General features: G+C 69.0%; 18 protein-coding genes and 1 tRNA gene. 11 read left to right on the top strand and 8 right to left on the bottom strand.

The features are described 5' to 3' along the window. Positions 1-153 precede the first annotated feature (153 nt). From P2PM1_RS18340 to P2PM1_RS18315, 6 genes are all read left to right on the top strand, one after another. Positions 154-774, top strand: coding sequence for a TetR/AcrR family transcriptional regulator (locus P2PM1_RS18340; protein ID WP_186400027.1), 621 nt, complete (start codon positions 154-156; stop codon positions 772-774). Positions 775-892: 118 nt separating this feature from the next. Continuing rightward, positions 893-1,927 (top strand): TRAP transporter substrate-binding protein, encoded by a 1,035-nt coding sequence (locus P2PM1_RS18335; protein ID WP_186397293.1) that lies wholly within the window; start codon positions 893-895, stop codon positions 1,925-1,927. Between the two features lie 20 nt (positions 1,928-1,947). Continuing rightward, positions 1,948-2,466, top strand: coding sequence for a TRAP transporter small permease (locus P2PM1_RS18330; RefSeq protein ID WP_186400026.1), 519 nt, complete (start codon positions 1,948-1,950; stop codon positions 2,464-2,466). After that, the gene (locus tag P2PM1_RS18325) at positions 2,463-3,782 is read left to right on the top strand and encodes a TRAP transporter large permease (protein WP_186400025.1); all 1,320 of its coding nucleotides are present in this window, start codon (positions 2,463-2,465) and stop codon (positions 3,780-3,782) included. The genes P2PM1_RS18330 and P2PM1_RS18325 overlap by 4 nt, the downstream gene beginning before the upstream one ends. 141 nt (positions 3,783-3,923) lie before the next feature. Further along, the gene (locus P2PM1_RS18320; RefSeq protein ID WP_244301553.1) at positions 3,924-4,244 is read left to right on the top strand and encodes a type II toxin-antitoxin system MqsR family toxin; all 321 of its coding nucleotides are present in this window, start codon (positions 3,924-3,926) and stop codon (positions 4,242-4,244) included. A 1-nt stretch (position 4,245) separates the two neighbouring features. Further along, complete coding sequence (locus P2PM1_RS18315) at positions 4,246-4,677, top strand: type II toxin-antitoxin system MqsA family antitoxin (protein WP_186400024.1); 432 nt, start codon at positions 4,246-4,248, stop codon at positions 4,675-4,677. Positions 4,678-4,683: 6 nt separating this feature from the next. Here the strand turns inward: P2PM1_RS18315 and P2PM1_RS18310 are convergent, their stop codons facing one another. Further along, on the bottom strand, positions 4,684-6,372 hold the full coding sequence (locus P2PM1_RS18310) for an acyl-CoA dehydrogenase family protein (protein WP_186400023.1): 1,689 nt from the start codon (positions 6,370-6,372) through the stop codon (positions 4,684-4,686). 213 nt (positions 6,373-6,585) lie between these two features. On the opposite strand from P2PM1_RS18310, the gene P2PM1_RS18305 reads away from it, so the two are divergent. Then, positions 6,586-7,443, top strand: coding sequence for a YihY/virulence factor BrkB family protein (locus P2PM1_RS18305; protein ID WP_186397298.1), 858 nt, complete (start codon positions 6,586-6,588; stop codon positions 7,441-7,443). A 15-nt stretch (positions 7,444-7,458) separates the two neighbouring features. Here the strand turns inward: P2PM1_RS18305 and P2PM1_RS18300 are convergent, their stop codons facing one another. Next, the gene (locus P2PM1_RS18300) at positions 7,459-8,352 is read right to left on the bottom strand and encodes a DMT family transporter (RefSeq protein WP_208985325.1); all 894 of its coding nucleotides are present in this window, start codon (positions 8,350-8,352) and stop codon (positions 7,459-7,461) included. Positions 8,353-8,547: 195 nt separating this feature from the next. On the opposite strand from P2PM1_RS18300, the gene P2PM1_RS18295 reads away from it, so the two are divergent. Then, positions 8,548-10,536, top strand: a complete 1,989-nt coding sequence (locus P2PM1_RS18295; protein WP_186400022.1) for a methyl-accepting chemotaxis protein — start codon at positions 8,548-8,550, stop codon at positions 10,534-10,536. Between the two features lie 251 nt (positions 10,537-10,787). Further along, positions 10,788-11,972: an NAD(P)/FAD-dependent oxidoreductase gene (locus P2PM1_RS18290; protein ID WP_186400021.1), complete on the top strand. Its 1,185-nt coding sequence runs from the start codon at positions 10,788-10,790 to the stop codon at positions 11,970-11,972. A 37-nt stretch (positions 11,973-12,009) separates the two neighbouring features. On the opposite strand, the gene P2PM1_RS18285 is transcribed toward P2PM1_RS18290, so the two are convergent. Genes P2PM1_RS18285 through P2PM1_RS18270 form a run of 4 tightly spaced genes read right to left on the bottom strand, consistent with a single transcriptional unit; the run spans position 12,010 to position 13,876 of the window. Then, positions 12,010-12,450 (bottom strand): metallopeptidase family protein, encoded by a 441-nt coding sequence (locus tag P2PM1_RS18285; RefSeq protein WP_186397301.1) that lies wholly within the window; start codon positions 12,448-12,450, stop codon positions 12,010-12,012. A gap of 46 nt (positions 12,451-12,496) precedes the next feature. Then, on the bottom strand, positions 12,497-12,757 hold the full coding sequence (locus P2PM1_RS18280) for a hypothetical protein (protein WP_186385936.1): 261 nt from the start codon (positions 12,755-12,757) through the stop codon (positions 12,497-12,499). After that, the gene (locus P2PM1_RS18275; RefSeq protein ID WP_186400020.1) at positions 12,754-13,281 is read right to left on the bottom strand and encodes a disulfide bond formation protein B; all 528 of its coding nucleotides are present in this window, start codon (positions 13,279-13,281) and stop codon (positions 12,754-12,756) included. The genes P2PM1_RS18280 and P2PM1_RS18275 overlap by 4 nt, the downstream gene beginning before the upstream one ends. 16 nt (positions 13,282-13,297) lie before the next feature. After that, on the bottom strand, positions 13,298-13,876 hold the full coding sequence (locus tag P2PM1_RS18270) for a YqaA family protein (protein WP_186385938.1): 579 nt from the start codon (positions 13,874-13,876) through the stop codon (positions 13,298-13,300). 137 nt (positions 13,877-14,013) lie between these two features. On the opposite strand from P2PM1_RS18270, the gene P2PM1_RS18265 reads away from it, so the two are divergent. Beyond that, positions 14,014-14,100 (top strand) — tRNA-Leu (locus P2PM1_RS18265). A gap of 110 nt (positions 14,101-14,210) precedes the next feature. Then, positions 14,211-14,942, top strand: coding sequence for a class II aldolase/adducin family protein (locus tag P2PM1_RS18260; protein WP_186400019.1), 732 nt, complete (start codon positions 14,211-14,213; stop codon positions 14,940-14,942). 100 nt (positions 14,943-15,042) lie between these two features. Here the strand turns inward: P2PM1_RS18260 and P2PM1_RS18255 are convergent, their stop codons facing one another. After that, positions 15,043-16,098 carry a cytochrome-c peroxidase gene (locus tag P2PM1_RS18255; RefSeq protein WP_186397306.1) on the bottom strand — a complete coding sequence of 352 codons (1,056 nt, stop codon included), beginning with the start codon at positions 16,096-16,098 and terminating at the stop codon, positions 15,043-15,045. A 91-nt stretch (positions 16,099-16,189) separates the two neighbouring features. Beyond that, a complete protein-coding gene (locus tag P2PM1_RS18250; RefSeq protein WP_186400018.1) occupies positions 16,190-16,786 on the bottom strand; it encodes a hypothetical protein in 597 nt (198 codons plus the stop codon). Between the last annotated feature and the right edge of the window lie 163 nt (positions 16,787-16,949).

The following is a 16,949-nucleotide window of genomic DNA, read 5'->3' as shown; positions in this document are numbered from 1 at the left end:
CTCTCTCCGGTTTCGCGTGTATCCATGCATAATTGACCGTGATCATTTTTTGATGCCGCATTTTTTGACCGTGGTCAATAAATAAATTCACGCGACTCGCGCGCCGCCCCAACCTGCCTCGCAAGAGAGCCCCATCGAGAGAGAAGAACTGGAATGGTCGGACGCCCGCAGAAGCGCACCCGCGAGACCCGCGACAAGATCCTTGTCGCGGCGCGCGATCTCTTCGATGCGCAAGGCTACGAGGAGACCAGCGTCGATGCGGTGGCCGAGCGCGCCGGCGTCGCCAAGGCGACCGTCTTCGCGCATTTCAACGACAAGGCCAACCTGCTGATCGCGGTGCGGATCGGCAGCCTCGACGCGCTCGCCGAGGCGATGCGGGCGCAGATCGACCGGGGACCGTCCGGCGATCCGGCCGCCTTCCTTGCCGGCCTCCTGCATCCCTGGCTGGCGCTCTATCGCGCCGACCCGGAATTCGCCCGGCTCTATCTCGTCCAGTCGACGCTCAAGGACGCTCCCTGGACCCGCCAGTTTCTCGACGTCTGCTACCGGCTGGAGGAGGCCGTCGTCGAGGCGGTTGCCTTACTCCAGGCCTCCGGCCGCCTTGCCACCGGTGCCGAGCCCGTGCTTCTGGCCCAGGGGGTTCTGGCCTTTTTCTACCACATGATCGTCGGCTTCAGCATCGGCGCCATTCCGCAGGCCGAGGAGCAGGCCGCCCTTTTCGACCGGCTCGTCTCCCGCTGGGTGTCCACCGCACTGCCGCCGCCGCAGGCTTAGGCGCCGCCAGGCGAGCACCTGCGCCCTCTTGACGCGCCCGGCCTTTCCTGAAAAGTTGCAAACGAAACTAATAACCGGCCGCGGCGACGTTCCCCCGGCCGGGAAACGGGAGGAAACAATGCGCTTCACGGTGAAATCCGCCGGGTTCGGCCTTGCCGCGCTCGCCTGCGGGCTCCTTGCCGGCCTTGCCGGTGCCCGCGCCGACACCACTCTGGTCATGTCGTCCTGGCTGCCGCCCAAGCACCCGCTGGTCGAGAACGCCATGAAGCCCTGGGCCGAGGAGGTCGAGAAGGCGACGGAGGGCCGGGTCAAGGTGCGCGTGCTGGCGAAGCCCCTCGGCGCCCCGCCGGCCCATTACGACATGGCCCGCGACGGCGTCGCCGACATCACCTACGGCCTGCATTCCTTCACCCAGGACGACCGGTTCCTGCGCTCGCGCATCGGCCAGTTCTCCTTCCTCGGCAACGACGCGGTCACCGTCTCCAGGGCCTATTGGAAGGTCTATGCCGGCACGCTGGATGCGGCCGGAGAGCACGAGGGCGTCAAGCTGCTCTCCGTCTTCGCCCACGGCCCCGGCATGGTCCACAACAACCAGCGCAAGATCGAAAAGCCGGAGGACTTCGCCGGCCTCAAGCTGCGCACGCCGGGCGGCTACATCGCCGACCTGATGCGGGATCTCGGCGTCGTCACCCAGTTCATGGGCCCGGGCGAGGTCTACGAGAAGCTGTCGCGCGGCGTCATCGACGGCGTCACCTTCCCGATGGAGGCGCTGAAGGCCTTCCGCCTCGCCGATCACCTCTCGCACACGCTGACGGTTCCCGGCGGCATCTACAACACCTCCTGGTTCCTGGTCATGAACCAGGCCAAGTGGGACGGGATCTCCGACGCCGACAAGGCCGCGATCGAGCAGCTCTCCGGCGCCGCCTTCGCCGAAAAGGCCGGCGCGGTGTGGGATGCGGCCGATGCCGGCGGCGCGGAACTGGTCGCGCAGACCAAGATCGAGGTGCACGAGGCGAACGCAGCGGTCGTCGCCGCCATTCGCGAGAAAGCGGCGAAGCACGAGGCCGCCTGGGCCGAGGCGGTCAAGGCGCAGGGCTTTGACGGCGCCGCCGCTCTGGCCGAGCTGCGCGCCGAGACCGGCGTCTCCTTCTGAGCCGGCAGGACGCAAGGGTTATGACGCCGACAGCGGACAAGGAGGGCCGGCCGCCGCGCCGGCCCTTCGCTCATGCCCTGGAGCTGCTGCTCTCCGCGGCCTCCGGCGCGCTGCTTCTCGCCCTCACCCTCGTCACCTGCATCGACGTGGTCGCCCGCTACTGGTTCAACGCGCCTCTCGCCGGTGCCTACGAGCTGACCGAGATCTTTCTCGCCTCGCTCGTCTTCCTGGCGCTGCCGGTGACGACGAGCCGCGGCGAACATGTCGAGGTCGACCTCATGGACATGGTCGCGGGCGGGCGCATCACCCGCGCCGTCCAGCCGGTCGCCGGCCTGCTGGTGGCCCTGGTCCTTGCCGTCTTCTCCTGGCGGCTGGTCCTGCACGGACAGCGGCTCGCCCAGGATGGCGCGGTCAGCGATTCGCTGTCCCTGCCGCTGGCGCCGGTCGCCTTCCTTGCTGCCGCGGCCTGCGGGCTTGCCTGCCTTGCCGCCGTCTTGCGGGCGCTTCGCCCGCTCGTCTCCCGACGGGATCCGACATGACGGAATCGCTTCTCGGCTTCGCCGTCCTGCTTGTCCTCATCTTCCTGAAGATGCCGGTGGCCTTCGCCATGGCGCTGGTCGGCATCGCCGGCTTTGCCTCAATGCGCGGTCTCGACGCCAGCCTTGCCATGACCGGCACGCTGGTCTTCGACGCCGGCCTTGCCTATTCGCTCTCCGTGGTGCCGCTGTTCATCTTCATGGGCAATGTGCTGGCCCGCTCCGGCGTCGCGCACGGCCTCTATGCGGTCGCCAACCATGCGACCGCGCATATGCGCGGCGGCCTCGCCATGGCCTCGGTCATCGCCTGCGGCGGCTTTTCCGCCGTCTGCGGCTCCTCGCTCGCCACCGCCGCCACCATGTCGCGGGTCGCCATGCCCTCCATGCGCCGCTTCGGCTATGCCGACAGCCTCGCCGCCGGCTCCATCGCCGCCGGCGGCACGCTCGGCATCCTCATTCCGCCCTCGGTGATCCTGATCATCTACGGGCTGCTGACCGAGTCCGACATCGGCAAGCTGTTCATCGCCGGCGTGGTCCCGGGCATCATCGGCCTGCTGTTCTATCTTGCCGCCGTGCAGCTTGCCGTGTGGCGCAATCCCGGCCTTGCCCCGCCGGCGACCGCGGCCGAGCCGCTGACCCGGCGCGACGCGCTCGGCGTCCTCGCCCTCGTCGTGCTGTTCGCCATCATCATGGTCGGCATCTATGGCGGCTTCTTCACCCCGACCGAGGCCGCCGGCATCGGCGCCGGCGCCGCCCTGCCGCTCTCGGCCCTGTTCGGCCGGCTCGGCTGGCGCGCCCTCGGCCAGGCGATCGGCGAGAGCACCCGCGCCACCGCGATGATCTTCGCCCTGATCATCGGCGCCGACATCTTCACCAATTTCGTGAATTTCGCCGGCCTTCCCGACGCCCTGTCCGATTTCGTGTCGGATCTCGAGGTCAGCCCCTGGCTGGTGATCCTGGCGATCGTCGCGATCTACATCCTGCTCGGCTGCGTGCTGGAAAGCCTGTCGATGATCCTCATCACCGTGCCGGTCTTCTATCCGCTGGTGACGGGGCTGGACTTCGGCTCGGGCCTGCTCGCCGATCCCGAGCTGGTGCTGATCTGGTTCGCCATCGTCGTCGTCGTGGTGACCGAGATCAGCCTGATCACCCCGCCTGTCGGGCTCAATGTCTTCGTGCTGCGCAGCGTGCTGGAAGACGTCAGCCTGACCACGATCTTCCGGGGTGTCACGCCGTTCTGGATCGCCGACATCTTCCGCCTCGCCCTGCTCGTCGGCGTGCCGTGGATCTCGCTCTGGCTGGTCGTCGCCATGGGATGAGGTGTGAAGGGTGAGGCTCGCGCCACGCGAGACGCATCCACAACCAGGCACACCCTTTGATTGTATCGCCGCAGTCATGACGGTACCCTCCGGCTGCAGAGAGCCGGGGGAGACCATCATGCACCTTGAAAAAACACCATTATGGTGTCATCTCTAATGGAGAAGCGGAGACCCGCCTACGATCTCTCTGCCATTCAGGGCGCCTTCGACCGGCCCGACCGGCTGGTGGCAACGACAACAGCCTTGAGGGGCGCCGCGACTCTGGGCTTGGGCCGTCAGGACATCGTCGACGTGATCCAGGGGCTTCGGCCGGGCGATTTCTACAAGTCCATGACGTCCCACCACGACCACACCGTCTGGCAGGACGTCTATCACGGCCGCAGTCCGGCCGGTCTCGTCTATGTGAAGGTCACGGCCGGGATCGTCACCCAGTTCCTGTTGCTGTCGTTCAAGGAGAAGTGAGATGGAAACCCTCACCTGCCCGGAAACCGGAAAGCCGATGGTGCGCGGCCTGCGCCAGGTGACGATTTCCTACAAGGGGCTCTCGCGCAGCTTCGACATGCCGGGCTGGTACGCGGACGGGGTGGAGGACGGCATCCATTCCGGCGAGGACATGAAGGTGTCCGATCGCGAGTTGAACCGCCTGAAGGCGGAGGCCGACCACCTGCTGACGCCGGATGAGGTCCGCGCGATCCGCCGCAAGCTGCGCCTGTCCCAGCGCGATGCCGGCCTCGTCATCGGCGGCGGGCCGAGGGCCTTCCAGAAATACGAATCCGGCGAGATTCTCGTCAGCCGCGGCATCGCCTCGGCCCTGCGGCTGCTCGAGCGGCATCCGGAGGAGATCGCCACCCTGCGCTCGCTCGCCCCCGATGCCGCCGCCGACAGCTCCGCCTGAGCCCCCTCAGCCGCGCTCCTCCAGCACTCTGCGGGCGATCACCTGCGCCTGGATTTCCGCCGCGCCCTCGAAGATGTTGAGAATGCGGGCGTCGCACAGCACCCGGCTGATCGCATATTCCAGCGCGAAGCCGTTGCCGCCGTGGATCTGCAGCGCATTGTCCGCCGCCGCCCAGGCAACGCGCGCGCCGAGCAGCTTCGCCATCCCCGCCTCCAGGTCGCAGCGCCGGCCCGAATCCTTCTCGAAGGCCGAAAAATAGGTGAGCTGGCGCGCCGCCATCAGCTCGGCCGCCATCATCGCCAGCTTGTCGGACACGCGCGGGAAGGCGATCAGCGGCTTGCCGAACTGCACCCGCTCCTGCGCGTAGCGCAGCCCCAGGTCGAGCGCCGCCTGCGCCACGCCGAGCGCCCGCGCCGCCGTCTGGATGCGCGCGCCCTCGAAAGTCTGCATCAACTGCTTGAAGCCCTGGCCCGGCACGCCCCCTAACAGGTTCTCCTGCGCCACCTCGAACCCGTCAAAGGCGATCTCGTATTCCTTCATGCCGCGATAGCCGAGCACCTCGATCTCGCCGCCCGACATGCCCGGCGCCGGGAACGGATCGGCATCGGTGCCGCGCGGCTTTTGCGCCAGGAACATCGACAGGCCCTTGTAGCCCGGCTCCGACGGATCGGTGCGGGCGAGCAGCGTCATGACGTCGGCGCGCACCGGATGGGTGATCCAGGTCTTGTTGCCGTAGATCTTCCACACCTCGCCCTCGCGCACCGCGCGGGTCTTCAGCGAGGCAAGGTCCGAGCCGGTGTTCGGCTCGGTGAAGACGGCCGTCGGCAGCACCTCGCCGGAGGCGATCTGCGGCAGCCATGTCTGCTTCTGCAACTCGGTGCCGCCGCACAGGATCAGCTCGGCGGCGATCTCCGAGCGGGTGCCGAGCGAGCCGACGCCGATATAGGCCCGGCTCAGCTCTTCCGAGACGACGCACATGCTCTCCTTGCCGAGCCCCAGCCCGCCGAACTCTTCCGGGATCGTCAGGCCGAAGACGCCGAGCCCGGCCATCTCCTCGATCACCTCCAGCGGGATATAGGCGTTCTTCAGGTGCCACTCATGCGCATGCGGCACCACCTTGTCGGCGGCGAAGCGGCGCATTTCCTCGCGCACCTGCTCGTAGGTGTCCTCGAGCCCGGAGGCGCCGAAGATCGAGTTGCCCTCCTGCTGGCGGATCAGCTCGGCGAGCCGCGCCCGCAGCGCCGGCGTGTTGCCGCTGGCGATCAGCTCCTCCACCGCTGCGGTGCGGAAGGAGGCGGCCGCCTCCGCCCCGAGCCCGAGATCGGCGAGCCGCACCATCTCGCCCTGGTTCATCGGAATGCCGCCGAAGACCTGCGCCAGATATTCGGCGAAGGCGAGACGCACCAGCAGCTCCTCGGTCTCGCCGAAGCTGCCCGCCTCCTCCAGCCGCCCGGCATAGGCGGCGAGCTGGCGCAGCGCCTCCACATAGGTCGCGAGCCAGGCGAGCCCGTGGGTGGCGCGCTGCTCGGCCTCGAGCTTTTCCGCCGACAGCCGCCCCTCGGCCGAGACCACGCGGGCGCGCACGCTTGCCGCCGCCGCATCGAGCAGGCGGCCCAGCGTCTCCACCGCCGCGCCCGTCAGCGCCGCAAGCCGCGTTTCCCGTGCCTCGTGACCGAATTCGCTCGCCAGGGACATTCATTCCTCTCCATTGTCGATATATTCGCTTCTCGCCGCCTCCCGCCCTCCCGGCGGCCGATGCTGCAGCGCAAACAATATCGCGGCGAACCCGCGAAGCAATGCTTCTTTTGAAGGAGGGGAAAAGCAATTTTATTTCATGGATTTCGCGCTGCGGCATGAACTGCCCGGCCATGGCTTGACCCTGGGCGCCGCCTCGCCCAAAAGCGAGGAATGAGCGTGCTGCAGGCCATCCGCGCCACCGTCGCGACGATCTACGACGCCGTCATGCACATGACGAGCGACGACGGCTTCGCGCTGGCGAGCCATGTCGCCCTGTCGTCACTGCTGGCGCTGTTCCCGTTCCTGATCTTCGTCGCCGCGCTCACCGGCTTCCTCGGCATGTCGGACATGGCCGACCGCATCGCCACCCTGCTGTTCGACGCCTGGCCGGAGCAGGTCGCCCGGCCGATCGCCCGCGAGATCCATGTGGTGCTGACCCAGCCGCGCGGCGACATCCTCACCTTCGGCATCATTGCCGCCCTGTGGTTCGCCTCCAACGGCGTCGAGGCCCTGCGCGTCGCGCTGAACCGCGCCTATGGCGTCGGCGAGACCCGCAATTTCCTCTATCTGCGCGCCCAGTCGCTGCTCCTGGTGCTGTTCGGCACCTTCGTGCTGATCAGCTTCGCCCTGCTGATCGTCTTCGCGCCGCTGGTCTGGCGCGCCGTGCTGGCCCAGGCGCCGCTGCTCGAGCCCTTCACCGCCCGGCTCAACCTGTCGCGCTATCTCATCGCCACGGTGCTGACGCTGAGCGGGCTGTTCTTCGCCCATGCGGTGCTGCCGGCCGGCCGCCGCCGGTTGCTCGACCTGCTGCCCGGCGTCGCCGCCACGCTGCTCCTGTGGCTCGCCTCGGGCATGGCCTTCGGCGCCTGGCTCGCCGGCTTCGCCAATTATGTCTCGACCTATGCCGGCCTTGCCGGCGCGATGACCGCGCTGATCTTCCTCTACCTGATGTCGCTGTGCTTCGTCTTCGGCGGCGAGCTCAACGCCGCGATCCTGCGCCGCCGCGCCCGCAAGCTCGCCGGCGCGTGACGGCAACAACCGGCCTCACGCCGGCGTGCGCCGGGTGCCGATCCGCCGCTCGCGGATGATCAGGAGCGCCCCCACCACCAGCGCCGCGCCCGCCACCTGCAGCAGCGACAGCGTCTCGCCGAACAGCAGGTAGCTCTCCACGGCGGTGGCCACCGGCACCAGGTAGAACAGGCTCGCCACCCGCGCCGCGCTGCCGCCCTTGATCAGCACCATCAGGAGCAGGATCGCGCCGATCGACAGCACCAGCACCAGCCAGGCCATGGCGATGATCAGCTCGCCCGACCAGGTGATCTCCCAGCTTTCCAGCATCGACAGCGGCATCACCACGGCGAGCGCGCCGAAATACTGCACCAAGGTGCCGGGCATCAGGTCGACGCCGCCGGCGAAGCGCTTCTGATAGACCGTGCCGAAGGCGATGCCGGCCACCGCCACCAGACAGACCAGCGCGTTTTCCACCGTCAGCCCCGAGGCGTCGACGCCGATGCGCGGGCCGACCACCAGCAGCAGGCCGAGCGCGCCGACCGCCAGCCCCAGCCAGTGGCGCGGCGCCACGCTCTCGCCGAGGATCGGCCCGGCCAGCAGCGCGGTGAGCAGCGGCTGCAGACCCAGCACCAGCGCCGCGATGCCCGCCGGCATGCCGTTGTCGATGGCATAGAAGATGCCGCCGAGATAGACGCCGTGGATCAGCGCCCCGGCGAAGAAGCAATGCGCCCACTCGGCCCCTTTGCGCGGCCAGTCGGCGCGCAGCACCAGGGCGAGCGCCAGCAGCACCGGCAGCACCAGCGCGAAGCGGATCGTCAGGAAGACGAAGGGCTCGATATAGGGCGCACCCAGCTTGGAGCCGATGAAGCCGGTCGACCACAGCAGCACGAAGATGCCGGGTGCGACCATATGCAGGAGCGAGTGCAAGAAATCGATCCAGTTCAGGCTGTTGCGGGGGTGTGGCCGGGCCGCCGACCTCCCTTGCACCCGGTTGCAACGGGAAATGGTGCAGCACGGCCGCTACATGGTGAGTGAATGTTAACTTTCCTCGCCGACCTTTGCTCCGGGCAGGAGTTGACAAGTCGAGGTAATCCAGTGTCGCGCTTCCGGGGTATCGCGTCGATGTCGACCTTAATCGGGCGACTATCGGTCCGCATCAGGATTTTTGGTCTCATCGCCGTCACCATGACCGGCCTTGCCGCCATCGGCGGCGTGTTCTGGTGGAGCCAGGCCAGCGTCGAGACCGCCTTCGAGACGGCCGAGGGCTTTTCCGACCTCGCCGGCACGGTCGCCGACCTGTCGACCACCGCCAATGCCATGCGGATCACCGAGAAGACCTATCTCGCCGAACCCTCCGCCGCCCTCTACCGCGGCTTCACCGGCCAGGTCGCCACCGCCCGCGAGCAGCTCGACCGGATCCGCGGCCTCGCCGTCGCTGCGCCCTATGGCGCGCAGATCGCCCAGGTTTCCGGCGTTCTCGGCGAGATCGAGACCACCTTCCGCGACCTGCATGCGATCCAGCAGCGCCTCGGCCTGACCGACAGCGAGGGCGGCTCCGGCAAGGCGCTGACCCAGAACGGCGATGCCCTCGTCTCCGGCGTCCAGCAGCAGGCCCGCTTCAAGCGCGGCCCCGAGACCGAGCGCCTCGCCTTTGCCGGTGTCGACCTGCAGCGCAGCGAGAAGGCCTATCTGCTCGACCGCAGCGACATCAATCTCGGCAATTTCGAGGTCGCCGCCGCCCGCGTCGAGCGCGCGCTCTCCCGCGCCGGCCTCGACGAGGCGGTCGCCGCCGAGCTGACCGGCATCCTTGCCGCCTATCGCGAGGCCTTCGACAGCTTCACCGGCGCCGGCGGCGAGCACACGGCGCTCGTGGAAAAACTCGAGGCCTTCTTCGACGTGCTGCCCCCCTATCTCACCCAGCTCAAGGCGGCGGCCGATGCCGGCCAGGCGGAGGCGGCGAGCGCCCTCGACAGGGGCCGCGACATCGCCTCCCTGACCATGCTGGTGATCATGGGCCTCACCGTCGCCGTGCTGCTCGTCGCCAGCATCGTCATCGGCGCCTCGATTTCCGGTCCGCTCGCCGCGCTGCGGCAGGCGATGGACCGGCTGGCCGCCGGCGAAACCGACATCGACCTGCCGGACGCGCGCGGCCGCACCGAGCTCGACGCCATGGCCGCCAGCGTCGCCGTGTTCCGCGACAATGCGCTGGAGCGCGCCCGGCTCGCCGCCTCGCAGGAGGCGGACAATGCCGCCCGCGACCGCCGCATGCGCCATCTCGACCAGTTGATCGCCGGTTTCGAGGCGACCGTCGGCGAGGCCCTCGCCCGCCTCGACCAAGCCTCCGAGGAACTCGCCGGCGCCTCCGGCACGCTCGACGAGGCGGCGAACCGCGCCGCCGAGGAAGCGACCATTGCCGGCGACGCGGTGCGGGTCGCCGCCGACGCCGTCACCTCCGCCGCCTCGGCCTCGGAAGAGCTCAACGTCTCCATCGCCGAGATCGCCGACCAGGCCAACCGCTCCACCCAGGTGGCGGAAAAGGCCGTGGCCAGCGCCCGCGACACCGGATCGAGCATGAGCGAGCTGTCGCGCACCGCCGACCGGATCGGCGAGGTCATGGGGCTGATCCGCGAGATCGCCAACCAGACCAACCTGCTGGCCCTCAACGCCACCATCGAGGCCGCCCGCGCCGGCGAGCATGGCCGGGGCTTCGCGGTCGTCGCCGCCGAGGTCAAGGACCTCGCCAGCCAGACCGCCCAGGCCACCCAGGACATCGCCAAGCAGGTCGAGGCGATCCAGCAGGCCTCGGCCAATGCGGTGATGGCGATCGGCGACGTCGAGCAGATCATCGTCCAGATGAACGACATCGCCGGCTCGGTCGCCGCCGCCGTCGGCCAGCAGAGCATCGCCCTGCGCGAGATCACCGAGAATGTCGCCCGCGCCTCGGAGCGCTCCGGCTCCGGCGCCGAGGCGATGGGACGGGTCACCGGCGCCACCGATCATGCCCGCGGCACCGGCGAGATGGTCGGCGACCTGTCCGGCACGCTCGGCCAGCAGGCCCGGGTGCTGCGCAAGGAGATCGCCTCCTTCCTGGAGGGCGTGCGCGCCGCCTGATCGCGCGCGGCACGCCTCGGGGGGCCGAGCGCCCCCCTCATTGCCCCCTTCTCCTCCTCATCGTCCTCTTCGCCCCACAGCTCCCGGCGCGTTGCCCGCGCCCCGCCATTGCCTGCGGCCGGTTTCTGGTCACATATGGCGTGCGGGCGCCATGCCGGGCGGGCGGCAGGCGCCCCCTGGCCTCCCCTGCCCGCCCTCGCCAGCTTGCCGAAGGAATTCCCATGCCGGACAGCCCCATTCAGGACAGCCCCATGCAGGACAGTATCGTCATCGTCGGCGCCGGCCAGGCCGCGGCCCAGGCCGTCCAGTCGCTCCGTGCCGGCGGTTTCGGCGGGCGCATCGCGCTGGTCGGCGAGGAGCCGCATCCGCCCTACCAGCGCCCGCCCCTGTCGAAGAAACATCTGGCCGGCGAGATCGACGACGCGGCGCTGCACCTGCGCCCGGCCAGCTTCTACGAGCAGAACGCCATCGACTGCCATTTCGGCAAAGTGGTCGAGGCGATCGACCGGCAGGCCCGCACCGTCCTGCTCGCCGGCGGCGAGCGGCTGCCCTATGACCGGCTGATCCTCGCCACCGGCACCCGGCCGCGCGCCCTGCCTCTCCCCGGCACTGAGCTGCCCGGCGTCGTCACCCTGCGCAAGATTTCCGATGTCGAGGCGATGCGCCCGCTGCTGCGCGAACCCGGCCGCGTCGCCATTATCGGCGGCGGCTATATCGGGCTGGAGGTCGCCGCCGTCGCCCGCGCCATGGGCCACGAGGTCACGGTGATCGAGGCGCAGGACCGGGTGATGAAGCGGGTGGTCTCGCCCGCCGTCTCCGCCTGGTTCCAGCAGCTCCATGCGGACAGGGGCGTGCGGCTGATGCTCGGCACCGGCATCACCGGCTTTTCCGGGAGCGGGCGCGTCACGGGCGTGCAGCTTGCCGGCGGCGGCGAGGTGCCCTGCGACATCGTTCTGGTCGCCGTCGGCGCGCTGCCCAATGACGAGCTGGCGGCCGCCTGCGGCCTTGCCACCGGCGACGGCATCCTGGTCGACGACAGCGGCGCCACCTCCGATCCGCTGATCCATGCGGCCGGCGACTGCACCCGCTTCCACTCCGCCCTCTATGGCCGTTCGATTCGCCTCGAAAGCGTGCAGAACGCCATCGACCAGGCCAAGGCGGTCGCCGCCGCGATCCTCGGCCAGGAGGTGCATTACGATCCGGTGCCGTGGTTCTGGTCCGACCAATACGCCGTCAAGCTGCAGATCGCCGGCCTGTCGCAGGACCATGACGAGGCCCGCACCGTCGGCGACCCGACCTCCGGCACCTTCTATGTCGCCTATCTCGGCGCGGGCAAGCTGCTCGCCGTCGACAGCATCAACCACCCGCGCTCGCACATGATGGCGCGCCGGGCGATCGGCAAGACCTTCGAGGAGGGGCTGCTGCCGGCGGCCTGAGCCGGATGCGTGTGCGAAACGATGGCGGGCGCGCGGCTCAGTCGGCCGCCGCCTCGATCGCGTCCATGTCGTCGTCGGACAGGCCGAAATGGTGGCCGATCTCGTGGATCAGCACATGGCTGATGATGGCGCCGAGCGGCTCCTCATAGGCGCACCAGTAGTCGAGGATGGCGCGGCGATAGAGCCAGACCCGGTTCGGCATGCGGCCGCTGAAGGCCTCCGCCCCGCCCTGCGCCAGGCCGATGCCCTCGAACAGGCCCATCAGCTCGAACGCATCCTCGACGCCGACCGCGTCCAGCGCGTCGTCGTCGGCGAAGTCCGCCACCCGGATCTCGATGTCGCCGCACAAGTCGAGGATCTCCTGCGGCAGTTCGGCGAAGGCCAGCGCCGCCAGCCGCTCGAATTCGGCGAGATCCGGCGCCACCGCGCCGGCCCAGGCCCGTGCCTCGCCCCCCGCTCCTGCGAAACGTGATCCCACGGCGTGCTCCCTGTTGCGGTGCCGGCCTATCGCGACGCCAAAGCGGTCACAGATAGGTCCACACCAGATAGGCGACGAGGCCGAGCGCGAAGACGGCCCCGGCGCCGCGGCCGATCTTCCGGCCGAGCCGCTCGATGGCGTCGTCCTCCTCGCCCCCGCCGCCCGCCTTGCTTCTATGCGCGCCCTCGAAGGTGCTGCGCAGCACGGTCTCGCTCTCGCGCTCGGCCCGGTCCAGCACCGACCGCGCCTCGCGCCGCCGCGCCGCCTCGCGCGGATCTTCGCCGGACTTCCTGTCGCCGGACTTCATGCCGTTCTCCCCCGCCGCCATGCCCAGGCGGCCGCGAGCGCCAGCACGGCGATGCCGGCCGAGATCACCGCGTTCCAGCCGGCGAAGGACAGGCCAAGCATCCGCCAGCTCGCCTCGGTGCAGCTCACCACCCGGGTGGAGCGCAGGGCGTTCAGCATGTTGGCGGCCGAATCGGTCATGCCGCCGCCGCCGCCGCAGTCCATCGGCCCGGTCCAGAAGCCCCATTCGGCACCGGCCTGATAGGCGCCAAGGCCGGCGCCCCAGGCGAAGATCGCCGCCACGGCGACGAGCAGCCCGGTCACCGCAAGGCGCCGCGCCGCCGCCGGCAGCGGGCGCAGCATCAGCACCAGCGCCAGCAGCGCCAGCGGCAGGCCGACATAATAGGGGATGCGCTGTTCCAGGCACAGCTTGCAGGGCACATAGCCGCCGATCGTCTGGAAGCCCCAGGCCGTCAGGATCGAGGCGAGGCCGCCGGCGAGCAGCAGCAGCACCAGGTGCCGGGCGGTGGTTGCGGGATCGCTCATCGTCAGGCCCTCCGGCTCACAGGTAGCGGATCAGCGCGAAGCCGCCGACAAGGCCGACCACGAAGACCGTGAAGACGAGGCCGAGCCGCTGCTCGATGAAATGGCGGATCGGCGGCCCGAACAGGTAGAGCAGGCCGGCCACCGCAAAGAAGCGCAGGCCCCGCGCCAGCACGCTCGCCAGCATGAACACCGGCAGGCTCAGCCCCGTCGCGCCGCTGGCGATGGTGATCACCTTGTAGGGGAACGGGGTGACCCCGGCGATGAAGACGATCCAGGCGCCGTATTCGTTGAAATTGCCGCGGAAGGTCTCGAACTTGTCCATATAGCCGTAGAAGGTCAGGATCGGCTCGGCCATCTGCACGAACAGGAAGGCGCCGATGGCGTATCCCGCCGCCCCGCCCAGCACCGAGGTCACGGTGCACAGTGTCGCATAGGCGAAGGCGCGGGCGCGCTGCGCGATCACCATCGGGATCAGCAGGATGTCCGGCGGGATCGGGAAGAACGAGCTTTCGGCAAAGGACACGGCCCCGAGCGCCGCCGGTGCGTGGCGGCCCGAGGCGAGCGACATGGTCCAGTCGTAGAGGCGGCGCAACATGCCGCCTCATTAACCGGAAGCGGGCGACTTGTCATCCGACTTCCGCAGCGGCCGCAACCGCGATCCGGCACGGGACAAGCGTCATGTTTCAATTGACGGGGCAGGCGCGCCGGCTATGATCGCGCCGTTTCCCGCGGGCCCCCGTGGCGGAATTGGTAGACGCGACGGACTCAAAATCCGTTTCCCTAACCGGAGTGTCCGTTCGAGTCGGACCGGGGGCACCATCGGCCTTTGTTTCTCGCGCCACCGTTTTTCGCGCAGCCGTTTTTCGCGCAGCCGTTTTCCCCCGCGCCGCTCTGCCGCATCGCCCTCGCCGGAAACACAGGAGGACGCCATGCTTTCCCCCAAAGACCTTGCCGACGGTCCAGCCGACGACCTTGCCGCCCGCCGCGCCATCATCGACGCCTGCCTGAAGATGAACGCCACCGGCCTCAACCAGGGCACCGCCGGCAATATCAGCCTGCGCCATGGCGAGGGCTTCCTGGTGACGCCCTCGGGCATCCCTTACGAGGCGATGCGGCCCGAGCAGGTGGTGCCGGTGCATTTCGACGAGAGCTATTCGGGCGACTGGCTGCCCTCCTCCGAGTGGCGGATGCATTTCGACATCTACGCCACCCGCCCCGAGGCCGGCGCCGTCGTCCACACCCATTCGGTCCATGCGACGGCGCTGTCCTGCCTGCGCCGCGAGATCCCGCCGTTCCACTACATGATCGCGGTCGCCGGCGGGCGCACCCTGCGCACCGCCGACTACGCCACTTTCGGCACGCGCGAGCTGTCGCGGGCGATGCTGGCGGCGCTGGAGGGGCGCAGCGCCTGCCTGCTCGCCAATCACGGGATGATCTGCTTCGGCCCGACCCTCGACAAGGCGCTGTGGCTGGCCGGCGAGATCGAGACCCTGTGCCGGCAATATGTCATCGCCCTGACGGCCGGCGAGCCGGCGATCCTCACCGACACGCAGATGGACGAGGTGATCGCCCGCTTCGGCAGCTATGGCCGCCAGCCGGGCGAAGTCGCCGCCGGCGCGGTGCCGGCGGTGGAGGCGCCGCGGCACCGGCCGGCCTCCTAGGCGCAGCCAGCAACAGTGCAGCGGGCGCCAGTGAAGCGGGCGGAAACGTCACCGTTCCCGCCCGCCAGGTCACGCCGCATCTATCCTAAGGCCCGAGCCGCTACTTGGTGATCACCTCGCCCGAGGGGCGCGGCGTCGTGGCGGTCTCCGGCGGCAGCACCGGATAGGTGATTTCCGGCATCTTGCCGGTCAGCGAGTGCAGGAAGGCGGTGATCGCCACCGCTTCCTCGTCGTTCAGTTCCTCGCCGAGCTGCGAGGAGCCCATGATCGCCACCGCCTCCTTGAGGTCCCACACCTTGCCGGAGTGGAAATACGGCGCGGTCACCGCGATGTTGCGCAGCGGGCTGGCGCGGAAGACATAGGAATCGTCCGCCGTCTTGGTCACCTCGAAGCGGCCCTTGTCGCCCTCGGGCAGCACCTCGGCGCCCGGCTTCTGCACCACGCCGAAGGGATAGTAGCCGGTGCCGCCGACATTGATGCCGTTGTGGCAGGCGGCGCAGCCCTTGTCCATGAACAGCTCCAGCCCGGCCTTCTGCACATCGCTCAGGGCGGCGTCGTCGCCGTTGAGGAAGGCGTCGAACGGCGCCGGGGTGATCAATGTCGCCTCGAAGGCCTCGATCGCCTTGGCCATGTTGTCGAAGGTCACCGGCTCAGCTTCGCCGGGGAAGGCGGTCTCGAACCACGTCACGTAGTCGGGCATCGACACCAGCGTCGCCACCACCTGCTCCGGCGTGTTGGCCATCTCGACGCCGGCCTGCACCGGTCCCTTGGCCTGTTCCTTCAGGTCCTCGGCGCGGCCATCCCAGAACTGGGCCTCGTTGAACACCGAGTTCAGCACGGTCGGCGCGTTGCGCGGACCCTTCTGCCAGCCATGGCCGATCGACGTCTCCAGGTTGTCGTCGCCGCCGGTCGCCAGGTTGTGGCAGGAATTGCAGGAAAACACGCCCGAGGCCGACAGGCGCGGGTCGAAGAACAGCGCCTTGCCGAGGAAGATCTTCTCCGGCGTGATCGGATTGTCGCGGACGGCCGGAACCGTCGAAGGCAGGGGCTTGAACACTTCGAGCGCGGCATCGCGCAACTCGTTCGCCACGGCCGGCCCGTTCAGGACGGCAAGGGCCGTGGAACATGCCAACAGGGCGGTGATATAACGGGGCATAGCTGGCCTCTCTCGTGATCGGTTAGCTCTCGACACCCGTCCTGTGTCACCGCGAGTTTAGGCGGCCGCGCGCCGGCGCCCTTGACGCAGATCAATACGGCTCCGCTTTTTGTGACTTTTCTAAAGTAGCCCCGCCCGGAACCGTTTCCGGCCCCGCTTCCGGCCCCGTTTCCGGTTCTGTTTCCGGTTTTGGCGGCCGGTGGTAGCCCGGCCCCACCGTCAACGGCCCGTCGGGCGAGGCGTCCGCGTCCAGCTCGCTGACCAGCGTGGTGTGCTGCACCTCCATCGGCTCGCGCCCGCCATAGGCGTAGAGCAGCAGCTCCACCTGATAGGGCTTGCCCTTGACGACGCCGGTGAGCGGCGGCGTTTCCAGCCCGTAGCGCTGCTCGCCGTGGCGCAGCCGCGTCTCCACCTCGATCGGCGCGCCGCCGGCCGGGTCCTCGAACCGCGCCAGCAGCCGCGATTGCGACGGCGTCGGCTTCTGCACCACCACGGTGATCCCGGCGCGGATCTCGCCGAGCCGGTAGTAGAACAGGAAGCCGCCGCCGGCGATCCGCACATGGGTCAGTTCCGCCTGCCGCCGCTGGTTGTCGACCACCAGCACCACCGCGATCACCGCCAGCACCAGCACCACCGCCGCTGCCCCGATGCGGAAGCCCCGCGTCGTCTCGAATTCGCGTATCGCCATCACCGCCTCCTCCCGGCGTTTCCAGCCGCGGCAGCAGACACCAAAAACCGGTCCGGCTCAAGCGGGCGGCGGGTAAGCCGGCAAATTAAGGCGCACTCAGCGCGCCTTTCTGGACAGGCTTTTCGAAACCGGCTACAGCCATCGTGAAGGATGCCGCAGACTG

This window comes from Stappia sp. P2PMeth1, assembly GCF_900185735.1.
In the GTDB taxonomy this organism is placed as follows: domain Bacteria; phylum Pseudomonadota; class Alphaproteobacteria; order Rhizobiales; family Stappiaceae; genus Stappia.
This window is presented reverse-complemented; position numbering and strand designations above follow the sequence as displayed.

Coding starts and splice junctions, on each gene's coding strand:
- P2PM1_RS18295 (WP_186400022.1), top strand. CDS start 8,548: ATGTCGACCTTAATCGGGCGACTATCGGTCCGCATCAGGATTTTTGGT.
- P2PM1_RS18260 (WP_186400019.1), top strand. CDS start 14,211: ATGCTTTCCCCCAAAGACCTTGCCGACGGTCCAGCCGACGACCTTGCC.
- P2PM1_RS18255 (WP_186397306.1), bottom strand. CDS start 16,098: ATGCCCCGTTATATCACCGCCCTGTTGGCATGTTCCACGGCCCTTGCC.
- P2PM1_RS18315 (WP_186400024.1), top strand. CDS start 4,246: ATGGAAACCCTCACCTGCCCGGAAACCGGAAAGCCGATGGTGCGCGGC.
- P2PM1_RS18290 (WP_186400021.1), top strand. CDS start 10,788: ATGCAGGACAGTATCGTCATCGTCGGCGCCGGCCAGGCCGCGGCCCAG.
- P2PM1_RS18275 (WP_186400020.1), bottom strand. CDS start 13,281: ATGAGCGATCCCGCAACCACCGCCCGGCACCTGGTGCTGCTGCTGCTC.
- P2PM1_RS18280 (WP_186385936.1), bottom strand. CDS start 12,757: ATGAAGTCCGGCGACAGGAAGTCCGGCGAAGATCCGCGCGAGGCGGCG.
- P2PM1_RS18310 (WP_186400023.1), bottom strand. CDS start 6,372: ATGTCCCTGGCGAGCGAATTCGGTCACGAGGCACGGGAAACGCGGCTT.
- P2PM1_RS18340 (WP_186400027.1), top strand. CDS start 154: ATGGTCGGACGCCCGCAGAAGCGCACCCGCGAGACCCGCGACAAGATC.
- P2PM1_RS18250 (WP_186400018.1), bottom strand. CDS start 16,786: ATGGCGATACGCGAATTCGAGACGACGCGGGGCTTCCGCATCGGGGCA.
- P2PM1_RS18335 (WP_186397293.1), top strand. CDS start 893: ATGCGCTTCACGGTGAAATCCGCCGGGTTCGGCCTTGCCGCGCTCGCC.
- P2PM1_RS18320 (WP_244301553.1), top strand. CDS start 3,924: ATGGTGTCATCTCTAATGGAGAAGCGGAGACCCGCCTACGATCTCTCT.
- P2PM1_RS18330 (WP_186400026.1), top strand. CDS start 1,948: ATGACGCCGACAGCGGACAAGGAGGGCCGGCCGCCGCGCCGGCCCTTC.
- P2PM1_RS18305 (WP_186397298.1), top strand. CDS start 6,586: ATGAGCGTGCTGCAGGCCATCCGCGCCACCGTCGCGACGATCTACGAC.
- P2PM1_RS18270 (WP_186385938.1), bottom strand. CDS start 13,876: ATGTTGCGCCGCCTCTACGACTGGACCATGTCGCTCGCCTCGGGCCGC.
- P2PM1_RS18325 (WP_186400025.1), top strand. CDS start 2,463: ATGACGGAATCGCTTCTCGGCTTCGCCGTCCTGCTTGTCCTCATCTTC.